13 protein-coding genes are annotated in these 14,688 nt (G+C 71.8%); 6 read left to right on the top strand and 7 right to left on the bottom strand.

Features of this window, described 5'->3' with window-relative positions:
• Window positions 1-25 precede the first annotated feature (25 nt).
• Window positions 26-940 (top strand): CPBP family intramembrane glutamic endopeptidase, encoded by a 915-nt coding sequence (locus tag ACN27B_RS28745; protein WP_422742310.1) that lies wholly within the window; start codon window positions 26-28, stop codon window positions 938-940.
• On the opposite strand, the gene ACN27B_RS28740 is transcribed toward ACN27B_RS28745, so the two are convergent.
• The 4 genes from ACN27B_RS28740 to ACN27B_RS28725 all read right to left on the bottom strand — a co-directional run bounded on the left by ACN27B_RS28740 (window position 937) and on the right by ACN27B_RS28725 (window position 4,542).
• On the bottom strand, window positions 937-1,875 hold the full coding sequence (locus ACN27B_RS28740; RefSeq protein WP_422742308.1) for a serine hydrolase: 939 nt from the start codon (window positions 1,873-1,875) through the stop codon (window positions 937-939). The genes ACN27B_RS28745 and ACN27B_RS28740 overlap by 4 nt on opposite strands.
• On the bottom strand, window positions 1,854-2,726 hold the full coding sequence (locus ACN27B_RS28735; RefSeq protein ID WP_099160335.1) for a LysR family transcriptional regulator: 873 nt from the start codon (window positions 2,724-2,726) through the stop codon (window positions 1,854-1,856). Before ACN27B_RS28735 ends, ACN27B_RS28740 begins: the two co-directional genes overlap by 22 nt.
• 62 nt (window positions 2,727-2,788) lie before the next feature.
• Window positions 2,789-3,391 (bottom strand): response regulator transcription factor, encoded by a 603-nt coding sequence (locus ACN27B_RS28730; RefSeq protein WP_099160337.1) that lies wholly within the window; start codon window positions 3,389-3,391, stop codon window positions 2,789-2,791.
• A complete protein-coding gene (locus ACN27B_RS28725) occupies window positions 3,388-4,542 on the bottom strand; it encodes a sensor histidine kinase (protein WP_099164514.1) in 1,155 nt (384 codons plus the stop codon). The genes ACN27B_RS28730 and ACN27B_RS28725 overlap by 4 nt, the downstream gene beginning before the upstream one ends.
• A gap of 107 nt (window positions 4,543-4,649) precedes the next feature.
• Between ACN27B_RS28725 and ACN27B_RS28720 the strand changes: the two genes are divergently transcribed.
• From ACN27B_RS28720 to ACN27B_RS28710, 3 genes are read left to right on the top strand one after another with little or no spacing between them, the layout of a single operon-like run.
• Window positions 4,650-5,531 (top strand): ABC transporter ATP-binding protein, encoded by an 882-nt coding sequence (locus tag ACN27B_RS28720; RefSeq protein ID WP_422742305.1) that lies wholly within the window; start codon window positions 4,650-4,652, stop codon window positions 5,529-5,531.
• A gap of 26 nt (window positions 5,532-5,557) precedes the next feature.
• The gene (locus ACN27B_RS28715) at window positions 5,558-6,277 is read left to right on the top strand and encodes an ABC transporter permease (RefSeq protein WP_099160342.1); all 720 of its coding nucleotides are present in this window, start codon (window positions 5,558-5,560) and stop codon (window positions 6,275-6,277) included.
• Entirely contained in the window at window positions 6,274-6,954 is a 681-nt protein-coding gene (locus ACN27B_RS28710) for a GOLPH3/VPS74 family protein (RefSeq protein WP_099160344.1), read from the top strand. The genes ACN27B_RS28715 and ACN27B_RS28710 overlap by 4 nt, the downstream gene beginning before the upstream one ends.
• A 212-nt stretch (window positions 6,955-7,166) precedes the next feature.
• Here the strand turns inward: ACN27B_RS28710 and ACN27B_RS28705 are convergent, their stop codons facing one another.
• Window positions 7,167-8,624, bottom strand: a complete 1,458-nt coding sequence (locus ACN27B_RS28705) for an SDR family oxidoreductase (RefSeq protein WP_099160346.1) — start codon at window positions 8,622-8,624, stop codon at window positions 7,167-7,169.
• 255 nt (window positions 8,625-8,879) lie between these two features.
• Here ACN27B_RS28705 and ACN27B_RS28700 point away from each other — a divergent pair, with 255 nt between their 5' ends.
• The gene (locus tag ACN27B_RS28700) at window positions 8,880-9,740 is read left to right on the top strand and encodes a glycosyltransferase family 8 protein (protein WP_422742301.1); all 861 of its coding nucleotides are present in this window, start codon (window positions 8,880-8,882) and stop codon (window positions 9,738-9,740) included.
• 400 nt (window positions 9,741-10,140) lie between these two features.
• On the opposite strand, the gene ppk2 is transcribed toward ACN27B_RS28700, so the two are convergent.
• The gene (gene ppk2 / locus ACN27B_RS28695; protein ID WP_099160350.1) at window positions 10,141-11,052 is read right to left on the bottom strand and encodes a polyphosphate kinase 2; all 912 of its coding nucleotides are present in this window, start codon (window positions 11,050-11,052) and stop codon (window positions 10,141-10,143) included.
• A 180-nt stretch (window positions 11,053-11,232) separates the two neighbouring features.
• Here ppk2 and ACN27B_RS28690 point away from each other — a divergent pair, with 180 nt between their 5' ends.
• Window positions 11,233-12,696, top strand: coding sequence for a multicopper oxidase family protein (locus tag ACN27B_RS28690; protein WP_099160352.1), 1,464 nt, complete (start codon window positions 11,233-11,235; stop codon window positions 12,694-12,696).
• A gap of 87 nt (window positions 12,697-12,783) precedes the next feature.
• Here ACN27B_RS28690 and ACN27B_RS28685 read toward each other — a convergent pair whose 3' ends face one another.
• Window positions 12,784-14,589 carry a VWD domain-containing protein gene (locus ACN27B_RS28685; RefSeq protein ID WP_422742297.1) on the bottom strand — a complete coding sequence of 602 codons (1,806 nt, stop codon included), beginning with the start codon at window positions 14,587-14,589 and terminating at the stop codon, window positions 12,784-12,786.
• Window positions 14,590-14,688 lie beyond the last annotated feature (99 nt).

Genomic DNA, 14,688 nt, shown 5'->3' with positions numbered 1-14,688 from the left:
TGCCACGCCGCTTGGAAGGAACCCCATGGACGCCACACGAACCGACGAACCGACGCAGCGTCACCGGCCGGCCGTCGACAGCTCCCGGCCCTTCGGGGCCCACCTGCGGATGAGCTGGTGGAAGCCGCTCGTGGTCATCGGTGTCCCACCGGTGGTGATGCTGGTCCTCCAGGTCCTGCTCTATCAGGTCGTGGGCGCCATCGAGGGCAGCGACGACCCGATGTCCCCCGTCATGACGCCGCTGAAGTCCCTGGCCGTCAACATCAGCATCGGCACGTCGGGCGTGGTGGCGGTCCTGCTCCTGGCGCGGATCGCCAAGGTGCCGTGGCGCAGGCTGATCAGCTCACCCCGGGCCGTCGACACCCGCCGCCTGGCGTACCACCTCGTGATGGCCGCGGTGCTCGTGGGCGCGGGGATCGGCGTCGTGGCGCTGGTGGCGCCGGACTCGCCGGGCTGGACCACCTTCGGTGTCAGCGGCACGACGATCGGCCTGCTGGCGGTCACCGTGCTCAGTACGCCGCTGCAGTCCACCGGCGAGGAGTTGTTGTGGCGCAGCGCCGTGCTGCCCGCCGCCGCGTCCTGGGTGCGTGCGGTCCGGCCGGCGCTGGCCGTCGGGCTCGTCGTGTCGAGTCTGGGCTTCGCCGTGCTCCACGGGTCGAGCGACCCCTGGCTGTTCGGTTACTTCACCTTCATCGGCCTCTGCACCGGCCTGATGGCGATCATCAGCGGCGGCATCGAGGCGCCGGTCGCCTTCCACGTCGCCAACAACGTCCTGTTCGGGGTCGTCAGCACGGTGATGGCCGACGGCGAGCCCTACGCGATCGACCGCGCCACCGACTCCGGCGACGCGTCCCTGCTGATCCTGGCGGCCGTCAACGTCGCCATGGTGGTGCTGGTCTGGTCGCGTGAGCGGCGGACCCGGTCCACGACCGCCGGCTAACCCCACCAGGGCAGCGCGCCCGTGCGCAGGTGGTCGTGCAGGGAACGGGCGACCTGGGCCATCGTCGCCTCGCTGCCGGGCTGGGCGACGGCGGGCACCCGGGAGGCGGTGAGTGCGGCGACCGCGTACGACTGCCCGTCGCCGTGGTCCACCACCCCGACCTCGTGGCGCAGGTGCAGCAGGGTGCCGGTCTTGGACGACCAGCGGGAGGCGTCGGAGGTGAAGTCGGGGGCGAGCCGCTGCCGGTGCAGGTTGTCGCCCATCAGGGCGCGCACCCGCGCGGCGGTGGTCGGGTGGATCACCGACGGTCGCCAGAGGGCCTGCAGCAGGTCGACGTAGGCCCGCGCCGATCCCGTGTTGGCACGGGTGACGTCGAGCTGGGCGACCGGATGGCCCTGCCCGGGAGTCGCCGCACCGATGGCGAGTGAGTGGGCCAGATGCGCGTCGTCGGGCCCGAGCCGTTCCGCCGGCGTGTCGGCGAGGTCGCCCGCCCGGTGCCGGACGGCGATGCCGTCGACGCGCAGTCGCCGCAGTTCGGCGGCGACCGCGGCCGGCGGAACGAGGTCGAACAACGCGTCGGCGGCGACCGAGTCGCTGACGGACGTGCTCAGGTACAGCAGGTCGTCCACGGCGATCCGTGCCGGATGCCGGAATCGGCTCAGACCGGTCGGGCCGGGGGTGGTGATCCGACCGGGCGCGACGTCGACCGGCAGCGCCGGGTCTATTTCGCCACGGGCGATCCGTTCCAGCACGGCGACCGCCAACGGCACCTTCACCAGCGACGCCGACGGGTAGCGGGCGTCCGCGTCGAAGCCGATCTCCGCGCCGCTGTCGAGGTTGCGGACCAGGAAGGCGCCGCGCAGCCCGGCCTCGTCGAGGAGCCCGCGCGCGTCGCGCACGACGGTGGTGGCACTCACGTCGTCGCGCCCAGGCATCGCGCTATGTCCGAATGCAGAACCGTTCGCAGCTGTTCGAGGTCCTCGCGGAGGCCGGCGGCGATGTCGTAGCCGCGTACGAGTCGAGGCTCGGCGAGGGGACACCAGTGCAGCCCGAAGTCCTCGGCCTGCTGGCGGGAGCAGAGCAGCAGGTCGGGTGAGCTGAGCGCCTTCGCCGCGGCGTCGACGAGCGACGGCGCGACGGTGACCTGGGCCGGCGCCAGTCCGGCCGACTGGCCGGCGCGGGTCAGCGGATCCCGCAGGTGGGCGAGGTCGTCCTCGGGCTGGATGAGGATCCGCCGTCGTGCCTGGGTGCGGGCTCGGCCGCGGCGCAGCGTCTCCAGGAACACCGTCGCCGCCGGAAACGGGGTCCGGGCGGCCAGCCCGAGCGGAACCCGCCAGGACGCCGCCGCCTCGGGGACCGCCAGGATCCCCGCGCCGACCTCCAGGGCCTGACAGAGCCGGTCGCGTTCCTGCGGGCCGGCCGGCCGTACCTCCAGCTGGAGGCGGTGACGCCGGCTCGCGACCACCAGGGCGGCGAGGCGGGGTGCGGGACAGGTCTCGGGGACGGCGACCTGTAGCGGGCGCAGCCGGGCGCGCTCGGCGTCGTCGGTCATCGCGTCGGCGAGATCGACCAGGCGACGGGCCGTCGGCAGCATGTCCCGCCCGAACGACGTCAACCGGACCGCCCGGGAGGACCTGTCGAACAACCGCGCCCCGAAGTGCTCCTCCAGGGCGGCGATGCGGCGACTGGCGACCGACTGGGGGATGCCCGCCGCGGCGGCGCCGGAGGTGAAACTGCCGTGCCCGCTGACGGCGACGAAGGCCCGGCAGGCGGCGACCACATCCACCTGCCGAACCTATACCTGGAACGCATGGAACCGACGACCGGAGGCCGGACGAGGATCGTCCGCTACAACCAGTCGTGTTCGCGGGCGTACCGGGCGGCCTCGTGGCGGGTCCGGGTCTGGGTCTTGCGCATGGCGTTGGAGAGGTAGTTGCGGACGGTTCCCGGCGCGAGGTGCAGTCGGGCGGCGATGTCGGTGACCGAGTAGCCCTCGCCGGTGACCCGGAGGACGTCGGCTTCGCGGTCGGTGAGGGGGGAGTCGTCGGTGACGGCGAGTGCCGACACGTCCGGGTCGATCCAGCGCTTACCGGAGTCCAGGGTGGCGATGACGGAGGTGATGTGGGCCGGCTCGGCGGACTTGCTGATGAAGCCCTGGACGCCGAGTTTCAGGGCCTTGCGGAGCACGCCGGGGCGGGCGTGCCGGGTCAGCATGAGGATCACCTGCTCGGGTCGCGTTCGACGGATCTCGGCGACCGCGCCGAGGCCGTCCACGCCGGGCATCTCCAGGTCGATGACCAGGACGTCGGGCCGGTGCCGCAGGGTGGCCTCGATGGCTGTCTCACCGTCCTGCGCCTCGGCGAGAACGGTGATGTCACCCTCCAGGGGCAGCAGCGCGGCGAGGGCCGTCCGGAGCAGCACCTCGTCGTCGGCGAGCACGATTGTGGTCATCGACCGTCCTCCTTCAGGGCCGGTGGCTGCACCGCGCCACGGGCGGGCGGGAACGTCGCGGCCGTCCGGAAGCGCCCCTCGTGCTGCTCCACGATCAGCTGACCGCCGTCATCCGCCAGCCGTTGCCGCAGCGCGGACAGTCCCCTGAGCTCGGGTGGGGTGTCGGCGGTCACGCCGTCGTTGACGATGGTGATGCCCGACCCGGCGAGCGTGATCTGCACCTGGGTGGCCTGCGCGTGGCGCAGGATGTTGGTGGTGGTCTCGCGCAGCACCTGCCCGAGCAGTTCGCTGACGTGGGCGTCGACCTCGGCCTCCCGGGTCACCCGCACCCGGATGCCGGCGGCCTCGAACAGGTTCTTCGCGTTCTCGATCTCCGCGGTCAGGTTGAGCCGCCGTTGGGCGTACGCGAGTTCCTTGGTCTGGGTGATGGTGTCGCTGACCAACGCGTACGTCTCGCGCAGTTCCTCCTCGGCCCGCGCGGTGTCGCGGAGCAGCAGTCGCTGGGCCAGGGCGATCTTCAACTTGACCACGTGCAGGGTGTGGCCCTGGATGTCGTGCAGGTCGCTGGCGAATCGCACGCGCTCCCGGACGACGGCCAGCTCCGCCTCGCGTTCCCGGGTCTGTTCGAGTTCCCGGATGAGGTCGTAGAACCGCTCGCCCACGATCGTGAAGACCGTCACGACGACGGTGAGGGCGGTCGGGACGAGGACGTAGGTGACCAGGACGTGAGCGACGTCGTCCCGCTGCACCAGCAGCCGCGCCGCGCCGACGACGGCGACGTAGGAGAACAGCCCGGCCACCGCCGGCCCGCGGTGCCGCCGAACCTCCCGCAGGGCGAGGGAACCCACGGCGCAGAACCCCCAGTAGGCGTTGGGACTGCCGGTCACCAGGACCCCCAGCGGCCACACCGCTGCCCCGACGACCAGGCAGGGCACCGCCACCCGGGCCAGGTCGTTGGCCGTCCATCGTTCAAAGGCCACCACGGCCGCCACCGCCCCCGGCGCCAGGATGACGATGTGCCACCAGGTACGCGCGTCGATGTAGAGGAGGACCGCGGCGGCGAACACCACGGGCGGTAGTGACGTGACGAGATTGAGCCGGCGCAGCCTTCCCTGCGTCGACTCGGTGAAGCGTGGTGATCTCGCGGTCACCACACCAGTATCCGGCAGCCACGGGTCGCGACCAGTGACACCACGTCACATGCGGTGATGACACCGCGCCACTGACGGGTCGGCGGCGCCCGCGCTGTCATGGGTGCATGTCCACCTCACCCGTCATCGAAGTCGACCGGCTGAACCTCACGTACGGTGACTTCCACGCCGTCAAGGACCTTTCCTTCGAGGTACGGCCCGGAGAGCTGTACGCGCTGTTGGGCACCAACGGCGCCGGGAAGACCTCGACCCTGGAAGTCGTCGAGGGACACCGGAGACCGACCTCCGGGACCGTCCGCGTCCTCGGGCACAGCCCGCAGGACCGCCGTCTGGTCCGTCCCCGGATGGGCGTCATGCTCCAGGAGAGCGGTTTCTCCCCGGACCTCACGGTTCGCGAGTCCGTCCGGCTCATCGGCCGGCTCACCCGGCGCGGCGACGACGTCGACCGGGTGCTCGACCTGGTCGACCTCACCGGGCGGGCCGGCCGCAAGGTCTCGCAGCTCTCCGGCGGCGAGAAGCGGCGGCTGGACTTCGCCACCGCCGTCTACGGCACCCCAGAGCTGATCTTCCTGGACGAGCCGACCACGGGGCTGGACATCCAGTCCCGCGACGCCGTCTGGGCGACTGTGGACCGGCTCCGCGAGAACGGCGCCACCATCGTGCTCACCACCCACTACCTGGAGGAGGCGCAGCAGCGTGCCGACCGGATCGGACTGATGCACCAGGGCACCCTGCACCGCGAGGGCACCGTGGCGGAACTGACCCGCACCCTGCCGGCGGTCATCCGCTTCTCGCTCCCGGCCGGGGCGCCGGCGCTGCCGCTGCAGGCTGCGGTCGACGCCGAGGGGAAGGTCGTCGTCGAGACCTTCGGACTGCAGAAGGACCTGCACGTCCTGCTCGGGTGGGCCCAGGACCACGCCGTCGAACTGCAGGGTCTGGAGGCCGGGCCGACCCGCCTCGACGACGTCTTCCGCGCCATCAGCAACTGAACCGCGACCTCGACAGGAGTTCCCCCGTGTTGTCCATCGCCGCAAGCGAGCTGATCCAGATCTTCCGCAACCGGCTGGTACTGATCACCAGCCTCATCGTCCCGGTGGTCGTCAGCGCGTTCTTCGTCCGCCAGCACGAGACCTACGCCGCCCTCGGCAGCCTCGGCTACATCGCCGCGATCGTGATGTTCACGATCACCGCGTTCGGGCTCTACGCCACCGCGGTCACCACGCTGGCCTCCCGGCGGCAGAACCTCTTCCTCAAGAGACTGCGCTCCACCGCCGAGGGGGACGCCGGCATCCTCGCCGGCCTGCTACTGCCCGTCCTCGTCCTCGCCGTGGTGCAGGCGACCGCCATCCTGACCGTCCTGGCCGTGGTCGCCGGCGGACCGGCCGACGTCGCTCTGCTGGTCGTGGCGTTCCTCGCGACCCTGGCCATGATGGTCGGCCTGGCCCTGGCCACGGCTGGGCTGACGAACTCCCCGGAACACGCTCAGGTCACCACCCTGCCCGTCACCCTCGGTGTGATCGCCATGGCCACCTGGGTCGGCATCTCCGGCACGGAGAACCTCGCCTGGCTCAAGCGGCTGCTGCCCGGCGGCGCGGCCACCGAACTGACCATGAACGCCTGGAACGGCGGGGTCGCCGTGACCGACTCCCTGGTCCTGCTCGCGCCCACGCTCGGCTGGGTCGTCATCTCCGTCGCCCTCGCCGCTCGCCTCTTCCGCTGGGAGCCCCGCCGATGACCACCCCACCCCGGTCGGACGCCCCGACCCTCGTCGAAGACCTCCTCCTGCTCCTGTTCCAGCCCGCATCCGGGACCATCGCGGGTGAGAACACCCTCTTCTACGTCCTCGGTGGCGCGGTCCTGGCGGACCTGGCGCTCGGCGACCACCTGACCACGGCGGACCGTGGGCGGGTCAGCGGCGTGGCGGGTCACCCACCGTCGGACGACCTCCTCCGCCCGGCGTGGACCTACCTCGCCGAGAAACCGAGGGGAGTGCAGACCGCACTCGCGGCCATCGGTCCCGCCCTGCGCAAGCCGGTGTTGGAGCGGCTCGTCGCCCGTGGCGACATCGACGAGGTGCCGCGCAAGGTGCTCGGCCTGTTCCGGACGACGGCCCTGCGCGACGGCAGGACCGAACGACGGGCCCGCCTGATCGCCGATGTTCGGCAGGTTCTCGTGGAGGGTGCGAAGCCCCGAGCCCGTGTCGCCGCGCTCGCGGCGCTGCTCTCGGCCAGCGGAACACTGCCGCAGTTCCACCGCGAGATCCCGTGGACGTCAGAAGTGATCACGCGGGCCAAGGCGCTCGAGCGCGGTGACTGGGGTGCCGACGCCGCGGCCGAGGCGGTGACCCGTACCGTCACGGCCACGGTCGTCAACAGCACCATCGTGGCCGTCACCGTGCTGCCTCGGAGCTAGTGCGGAACGGCGGTCCCACCGCGCTCGCTCCTCCGCACCTCTCCGCGCTGACGTTCGAGCGGGTGCGTGCCGGCGCCTTCGCGGAGGTGACCGACACCGTCGAGCGCGTCACCGGACGGTCGGCGCGCACGCTGCGGAGCTTTCCCGCCGACAGCGGGCCGGCACTGCGGTCCGGGAGGCGCGGCGGCCGACGGTGAGTTCCCGCGCGCCGATCACCAGGCGCAGGGCGCGTAGTCCTTCAGGAAGCAGCCGTACAGGTCTTCGCCCTGTTCGCCGCGGACGATCGGGTCGTAGACCCGGGCCGCGCCGTCGACCAGGTCCAGCGGGGCGTGGAAGCCGGCGTCCGCCAGCCGCATCTTCGTCGGGTGGGGCCGCTCGTCGGTGATCCAGCCGGTGTCGACGCTGGTCATGAGGATGCCGTCGGCCAGCATCTCCTGGGCGCTGGTTCGGGTGAGCATGTTCAGCGCGGCCTTGGCCATGTTGGTGTGCGGGTGCCCCGGCCCTTTGTAGCCGCGGGCGAACTGGCCCTCCATCGCCGACACGTTCACCACGTACTTGCGGCGGGCGGTCGCTGCGGCCATCGCCGGTCGCAGTCGGCTGACCAGCACGAACGGCGCGGTCACGTTGCACAGCTGCACTTCGAGCAGCTCGACCGGGTCCACCTCGTGCACCCGCTGCACCCAGCTGTTGACCGGATCGAGGTCCGGCACCAGACCGCCGGCGTCGATGGCGGTCGCCGCCGCGATCCGCTCCGGTGAGGCGGAGCCGCCGGTCAGCGCCAGCGCGGTGAGCGCGTGCGGGGTGAGCGCCGGGCGCGGCCCGGCGGTCAGGCTGCCCGCCGGGTCGCTCCGGCCGGTCGACGAGGCGAACGTGACGATCTCCGGCAGCGGACCGTCCGGCAGCGCCGCCGCCTCCGCGGCCAGGAGCGGCGCGTACGCCCCGGGCGTGCGGCGGACGGTCTGCGCGGCGTTGTTGATCAGGATGTCGAGTGGTCCCTGGGCGCTGACCGAATCCGCGAGGGCGATCACCTGGGCGGGGTCGCGCAGGTCGATTCCGACGACCCGCAGGCGGTGCAGCCAGTCCGCGCTGTCGGGCATCGCGGCGAATCGGCGGACCGCGTCGTGCGGGAACCGCGTGGTTACCGTGGTGTGCGCGCCGTCGCGCAGCAGCCGCAGCGCGATGTACATGCCGATCTTCGCCCGGCCGCCGGTGAGCAGCGCGCGCCGGCCGGTCAGGTCGGTGCGGGCGTCCCGGCGCTCCCGGTTGAGCGCGGCGCAGGGCGGGCAGAGCTGGTGGTAGAAGGCGTCCACCTCGCGGTAACGCTGCTTGCAGACGTAGCAGCCGCGCGGATTGTGCAGGAAGCCGGCCGTGGCACCGACGGTAGGGGAGGCCAGCGGGATGCCCTGGGTCTCGTCGTCGATCCGGCCCGGGGCGCCGGTGGCGGTGGCCGCCGTCACCGCACGGTCGGCCGCCACGACGGCGTTCCGGCGTTCCTCGCGTCGCCGCTGCTTGATCACCTTGTAGAGCCTCGCGGTGGCCCGTTGCACCCGCACCACGTCGGGGTGATCGGGAGGCAGATCCTCCAACGCCTCGAAGACGCTGAGGCAGGTCTCCAGCCGATCGCGGTCAATGCCGTTCTGGCCGTTCTCGGTGCTCTTGTCCGCCGTCATGCCGCCGCTGTCTCATTCCGTTCCCGCACCGGATCCACCCGGCCCGCCCCACGTCCGACCCGGAACTGTACGCACCACAGGGCCGCCGACGCATCCCGCGTCGGCCGCCGGCCCGGGAGGTCGGGGCGAACATCGCCCGGAGGGACGAACGGTGCATCTCACTCCCGGACGGGCGGGGCGGAAGCGGCCACGTCGAGGTGTGCGGGCCGGTGACCGGGTTGGTTGTCATCCCCTTCTGCATCGTTGTAAATTGGCGTGCGTCCATGTTCGACGAAGGAGGTAGTTCTGGACTGCGCACTGGCCTTCGATGCCACCTACGCCCCCCACGCCGCCGTCGTTGTGTCCACTGTGGTCGCCCACATGCCGGCCGAACCGTTGCGGTTCTGGTTCGCCGCGGGCGACGACGTCACCGAGCGGAGCCGGGCCGCCCTGACCCGGGCGGCCGGGCACGCCACCGTCTCCTTCCTGACGGTGGACCCACCCCCGATCCGCCTGCCCGGCTCCCGCGAACCCCACCTGAGCTACCTGTCGGCCGCCATGTACCTGCGGCTGCTGATCCCGCACGCCCTGCCGCCGGACGTCCACCGCCTCGTCTATCTCGACTCGGACGTGCTCTGCACCGGCTCGCTCGCGGAACTGCGTGACCTCGACCTGGCCGGCGCGCCACTGGGCGCGGTCCGGGACGCGTTCACCCGCCGGCTCATCGACACCGGCGGCCTGCCGGGCATCTACGGCCGGTACCACGACCTCGACGCCCAGGCCCCGTACCTGAACTCCGGAGTGCTGCTCATCGACGTGCCGCGGTGGAAGGCGCTCGATGTCACCGCCAAGGCGCTCGACTACGTCGCCCGCCACGCGGACGAGTCGCGCTTCCCGGACCAGGACGCCCTCAACCACGCCGTCTACGGGCGGTGGACACGGATGCCCAAGCGCTGGAACCACATGATGGCGTGGCGACTCGATCCGCGCGTCGGCGGGAACGTCACCGACGCGTCCGTCATCCACTTCGCCGGCCCGGTGAAGCCGTGGCAGCCGGAGTTCCCCGACGGCGTGTACCGGCAGATGTACTGGCGACACCGCCGCCGTACCGAGTTGGTCACCGCCCGGAACAGGTGACCCGGAGCGCCCCGCGTCGGCCGGGTCACCTGTCACCGCGGGTCCCGCCCGGGCGGGACCCGCGGCAGAACCGGGGGCCCCGGTACTGGCGCGACGGTCGCGCCGTTGCGCCAGGAGTGCCGGCGCGGCGCGGCGATGGGCTTGCGGGGTGGAGTCCGGCACGCCTGGGTCGTGCACTTCGCGCTGATCCGGATGGAGAACTACGACACGGCCCGGGCCGGGCGGCTGCTCGCCCCGTTCATCCCGTTTCTCACCGAGGAGGTGTGGCAGCAGGTCGTCCGCCCCGGGGGACGGGTCGGCCGCGGAGTCGGTGCACCTGGCGACCTGGCCGCGCCCGGACACCGAACTGATCAGCCCCGAGCTGTCGTCCCAGGTGGCCACCGCGCCGCCCGCACGGCGGTCAGGGGCGGGGGAAGATCGGCACCGGCTGGTCCTCCGGGTCGAGGTCGAGGCCCGCGGGCCCGATGATCCGCGGATCGGGTACGCCGACGACCGAGGCGTCCTTGCCGGTGTAGTCGAAGCGGTGCAGCACGTGGCGCATCGCCTCCAGCCGGGCCCGCTTCTTGTCGTTGCTCTTCACCACGGTCCACGGGGCGTCGGCGGTGTCGGTCCAGAAGAACATCGCCTCCTTGGCCTCGGTGTAGTCGTCCCAGCGGTCCAGCGAGGCGAGGTCCATCGGGGAGAGCTTCCACTGGCGTACCGGGTCGACCTTGCGGATGACGAAGCGGGTGCGTTGCTCGTTGCGGGAGACCGAGAACCAGAACTTGACCAGCCGGATGCCGGAGCGGACCAGCATCCGCTCCAGGTCCGGGGCCTGCCGCAGGAACTCCAGGTACTCCTTGCGGGAGCAGAAGCCCATCACCCGCTCCACGCCGGCCCGGTTGTACCAGGACCGGTCGAACAGCACGATCTCCCCGGCCGCCGGCAGGTGCGCCAGCCAACGCTGGAAGTACCACTGGCCGGCCTCCCGCTCGTCCGGCTTCTCCAGGGCGACGACACCGGCGCCCCGCGGGTTGAGGTGCTCCATGAAGCGTTTGATCGTGCCGCCCTTGCCGGCGGCGTCGCGGCCCTCGAAGAGGATCACCATCCGCTCGCCGGTGTCCTTCACCCAGTCCTGGAGCTTGAGCAGCTCGATCTGCAGCAGGCGCTTCTCCCGGTCGTACGCCTCCCGGTCGAGACGCTCGTCGTAGGGGTAGCCGTCGCGCCAGGTCTCCACCGGGCGGCCGTCGGGCAGCAGCAGCACCGGATCGTCGTCGTATCCGTCACGTACCTGGTAGTCGGCGTCGAGGTCCAGCAGCGCAGCGTCGGCCATACCGACCGTACCTACCCCGCCACACCTGCTCCGACGCCTCCGGACAGGGGGAATGCCGGGTCGATTGTGCGGTCGATAGGGGTCCTCCGGCGTCGGGACACCCGGCATCATCGGCCTGCGACGACCGCCCGGTGGCGGCTGCCGGATCTCTCACACTCACCGTCGGTGGAAGGAACTGCCGTGTCGACTCGTCGTCAACTGCTGCGCCTCGGCGCGGCGTCGGGCATCGTCGGGGCGACCGGCGGCCTGGCCGGCCTCGCCGGACAGCTGGCCGCGACCCCCGCCACGGCGGAGGTCGCCGCGCCGACCGCCACGCCCGTCACGCCGTTCACCGTCCCGCTGACCGTGCCGCAGACGCTGCGTCCCGTGCTGCGGACCGCCACCACGGACTACTACTCGGTCACCATGCACCGGAGGCGACTGGAGATCGTGCCGGGCACCCGCACCGAGGTCCTCACCTACAACGGCGACCTGCCCGGCCCGACCATCCGCGCCCGGTCCGGCCGCCGGGTGGTGGTACGCCAGCGCAACCGGCTCGCCATGCCCACGGCGGTGCACCTGCACGGCGGCGCCACCGCCCCCGGCGACGACGGCTCGGGCGACGCCACGATCCCGCCCGGCGGCGAGCGCGTCTACACCTATCCGAACCGGCAGCCGCACGCCACGCTCTGGATGCACGACCACACCCACCACATGGAGGCCGAGCACCTCTACCGGGGCCTGTCCAGCCTCTACCTGCTCACCGACCGCACCGAGGCGGCGCTTCCGCTGCCCGCCGGCCAGTTCGACGTGCCGCTGGTGCTGCGCGACGCCCATCTGGACGCGAACGCCCAGCTGGTCTGGACCATGGACGACGCCGACAACCGGACCACCCTGTTGGTCAACGGGCGACCGTGGCCGCGCTTCGAGGTGCAGGCCCGGCGATACCGCTTCCGCCTGGTCAACGCCAGCAACCTGCGGTTCTTCCTGCTCCGCCTGGCCGACGGCGGGGACATCACCGTGATCGGCTCCGACGGCGGGCTGCTGGAGGCGCCGGTGACCATGCCGTACCTGCTGTTCTCGCCCGGCGAGCGGCTCGACGTGGTGGTCGACTTCGCCCGCTACCAGCCGGGCACCTCGGTGGTGCTGCAGAACATGCTGGGGCCGGGCCCGGCCGAGCAGGTGGGCCAGGTGATGCGCTTCGACGTCGTACCGGCGCGGGGACGGGACCGCACCTCGGTGCCGCAGCGGCTGCGTACCCTGCCGGCGCCGCCGACGCCGACCGTGCGCCGCAGCATCGAGCTGCGGATGGACGAGGCGGGGTCCGGCGGGCACCGGGCGTACATCGACGGGAAGGTCTTCGACCCGGCCCGGATCGACACGACCGTGGCCTGGGGCAGCACCGAGGAGTGGACGGTGACGAACGCCAACACCCTCATGCCGCACAACTTCCACCTGCACCTGGTGCAGTTCCGGGTGCTCGACCGCAACGGCGCGCCGGCCGACCCCACCGAGTCCGGCCTGAAGGACACCGTGATCGTCTGGCCCGGGCAGAGCGTCCGGCTCCAGGCCACCTTCGACACCTGGCGCGGCGTCTACCCGTACCACTGCCACATGGTCGACCACAGCGCGATGGGCATGATGGCCAACCTCCGGATCGTCTGAGCCGACCGGCGGGGACGGGACGATCACCGACCTCCTGGAGGGCGCCGGGAGCGGACCGTCGCGTGCGGACCGCTCCCGGCGTCACTGTCACCGGTTGCCGTCGACGACCGGCGGCACCAGACCGACGTACGTCAGGGCGGCCCGGCCGCCGACCACCGCGACGTCCAGGGTGCAGGCGTCGAGCCACTCCTGCCGCACCTTGTACTGGAGGCAGGTGGCCTCGGCCCGCTTGCGGAGCTCCTCGTCGAGGTCCCGGGCGAAGAACGGTGCGGACGGATTGCCGGAGGCGACCGCGCCGCAGGGCGCCAGCAGGGTCCGGATCGGGGCGACCCGCCAACTCGCGCCGAAGCGCTGGTAGAGGTCCTCGAAGGAGAGCGGGACGGCGAACTGGGTGCCGTCCTTGGCGGCGAGGCGCTTCGGATCGCCGTCGGGGTTGCCCAGCAGACCGACCACCGGGGTCGGGTACGTGCCGAGGCCGACCGCCACGTCGATGTAGCCGCTGTTGACCGTCACCCGGATGCTGTTGCCGCTGGAGTCGGTCACCACGTACACGTTGCCGATCCGGTGGATGTCCACGCCCGAGGGCAGATGCAGCGCGCCGTCGGACGGGAGGTCCCTGGTCCGGCCGTCCACGACGAGGCTCTTGCCGTCGCAGAGCGCCACCTTGGTGCTGCCCATCCGCGTGGCGACCGAGCGGTCGACCGAGGCGTTCGGCCAGGTGGGCGCGCCGGACGCCTTGCGGGTCTGCACCTCGAAGCCGCTGCCGGCCTGCGCCTCGACGAAGTCGCCGGAGGCCTGGAAGTCGTACAGCAGGCCGGCGAACGTGTGCTGGTGGGTGTCGCCGATGACGGAGGCCGCCGCGCAGTTGGTCGCCGCGCCGCCGGCGGTGTTCTCCACGAAGACCACGGCCGGGCCGGGCGCGGTGGCGGCCGGCGCGGGCGAGCCGAAGTTCAGGTTGTTGGTCTCGCCGGTGAAGCCCTGGGCCACGCAGATCGGGGCGGCGGTGCCCCCGTAGGTGATCCTCGTCCGGACGTTCAGCGACGCGCCGGCGTTGAAGGTTGCCGCGCCTCCGCCGTCGCTGTTGCCGCCGTAGCCGAACACGTTGAACTCGGACGTGGTCCAGCCGGCCGCCGCGTTGACGGAGTTGGAACCCGCCGCGGTGTAGGCGGTGGCGCCCACGAACAGGGTGGCGCTGTCACTGGTCGCGTTCACCGTGCCGGTCAACCGCAGCGACCCGAGGTTGGTGATCGGCTGGTTGGGCACGGCGGCCGCGCCCGGGCTGTTGCGGTAGCAGTAGATGTCGGGGTCGCCGGTGAACGAGAACTGGGTCCAGCCGCCGGCCGGGCAGGCCGCGTTGTACTGGAGGAGCCAGTACTGGATGAACACCTGGCCGCTGGAGCCGTTGTTGGCGTAGACGAACTGCTGCCAGCCCCGGCACCCGGCGTTGGGCGAGCCGGCGCAGGCCGTGCTGGCGAAGAAGTCGGTGTTGATCTGGAGGGTGTAGGCGTTCGCGACGGGCGGCCCGGCGTTGGCGATGGGCGAACTCTCGCTCGTCACGTTGACGATGTTCTCGAACGTGCCGGACGACTCGGAGATGAACCCGCTCGGCGCCTGGGCGGAGATGTCGTTGCCGTTGCCCACCACCAGTGGGCGGATGCTGCGCTTGGGCGTCATCGGGATCGCCGGCGCGGAAACACAGGTGGCCCGCTGCCACGCCAGTCGGGGATAGTCGGCGGTGAAGCATCCCTTCGCCGACGGGTGCGGGACGGCGGTGATCTCCGTCTGCCATGCCTTCAGGCTCGTGGCCGAGGGTGCCGCGTTCGCCGTCGCGGCGGATCCGCCCACCGCGATCAGCACCGCCAGCGCCGTGACGCCGGTCAGTCTGCGGGTCACCCCGCGTGTTCGAGCAAAGAGCCCCATCGCCGCTCCATTCACTAGCCGGCAGCCATGTCGCCGGACAGGAAAAGGCAACCATCGATACGGGGGACGATC

The organism is Micromonospora sp. WMMD754 (assembly GCF_049315235.1).
GTDB lineage: Bacteria > Actinomycetota > Actinomycetes > Mycobacteriales > Micromonosporaceae > Micromonospora > Micromonospora sediminicola.
This window is presented reverse-complemented; position numbering and strand designations above follow the sequence as displayed.

What these genes read in the sequence shown, in the direction of transcription:
- ACN27B_RS28730 (WP_099160337.1), bottom strand. Translation starts at nt 3,391, where the DNA reads ATGACCACAATCGTGCTCGCCGACGACGAGGTGCTGCTCCGGACGGCC.
- ACN27B_RS28710 (WP_099160344.1), top strand. Translation starts at nt 6,274, where the DNA reads ATGACCACCCCACCCCGGTCGGACGCCCCGACCCTCGTCGAAGACCTC.
- ACN27B_RS28720 (WP_422742305.1), top strand. Translation starts at nt 4,650, where the DNA reads ATGTCCACCTCACCCGTCATCGAAGTCGACCGGCTGAACCTCACGTAC.
- ppk2 (WP_099160350.1), bottom strand. Translation starts at nt 11,052, where the DNA reads ATGGCCGACGCTGCGCTGCTGGACCTCGACGCCGACTACCAGGTACGT.
- ACN27B_RS28705 (WP_099160346.1), bottom strand. Translation starts at nt 8,624, where the DNA reads ATGACGGCGGACAAGAGCACCGAGAACGGCCAGAACGGCATTGACCGC.
- ACN27B_RS28740 (WP_422742308.1), bottom strand. Translation starts at nt 1,875, where the DNA reads ATGCCTGGGCGCGACGACGTGAGTGCCACCACCGTCGTGCGCGACGCG.
- ACN27B_RS28745 (WP_422742310.1), top strand. Translation starts at nt 26, where the DNA reads ATGGACGCCACACGAACCGACGAACCGACGCAGCGTCACCGGCCGGCC.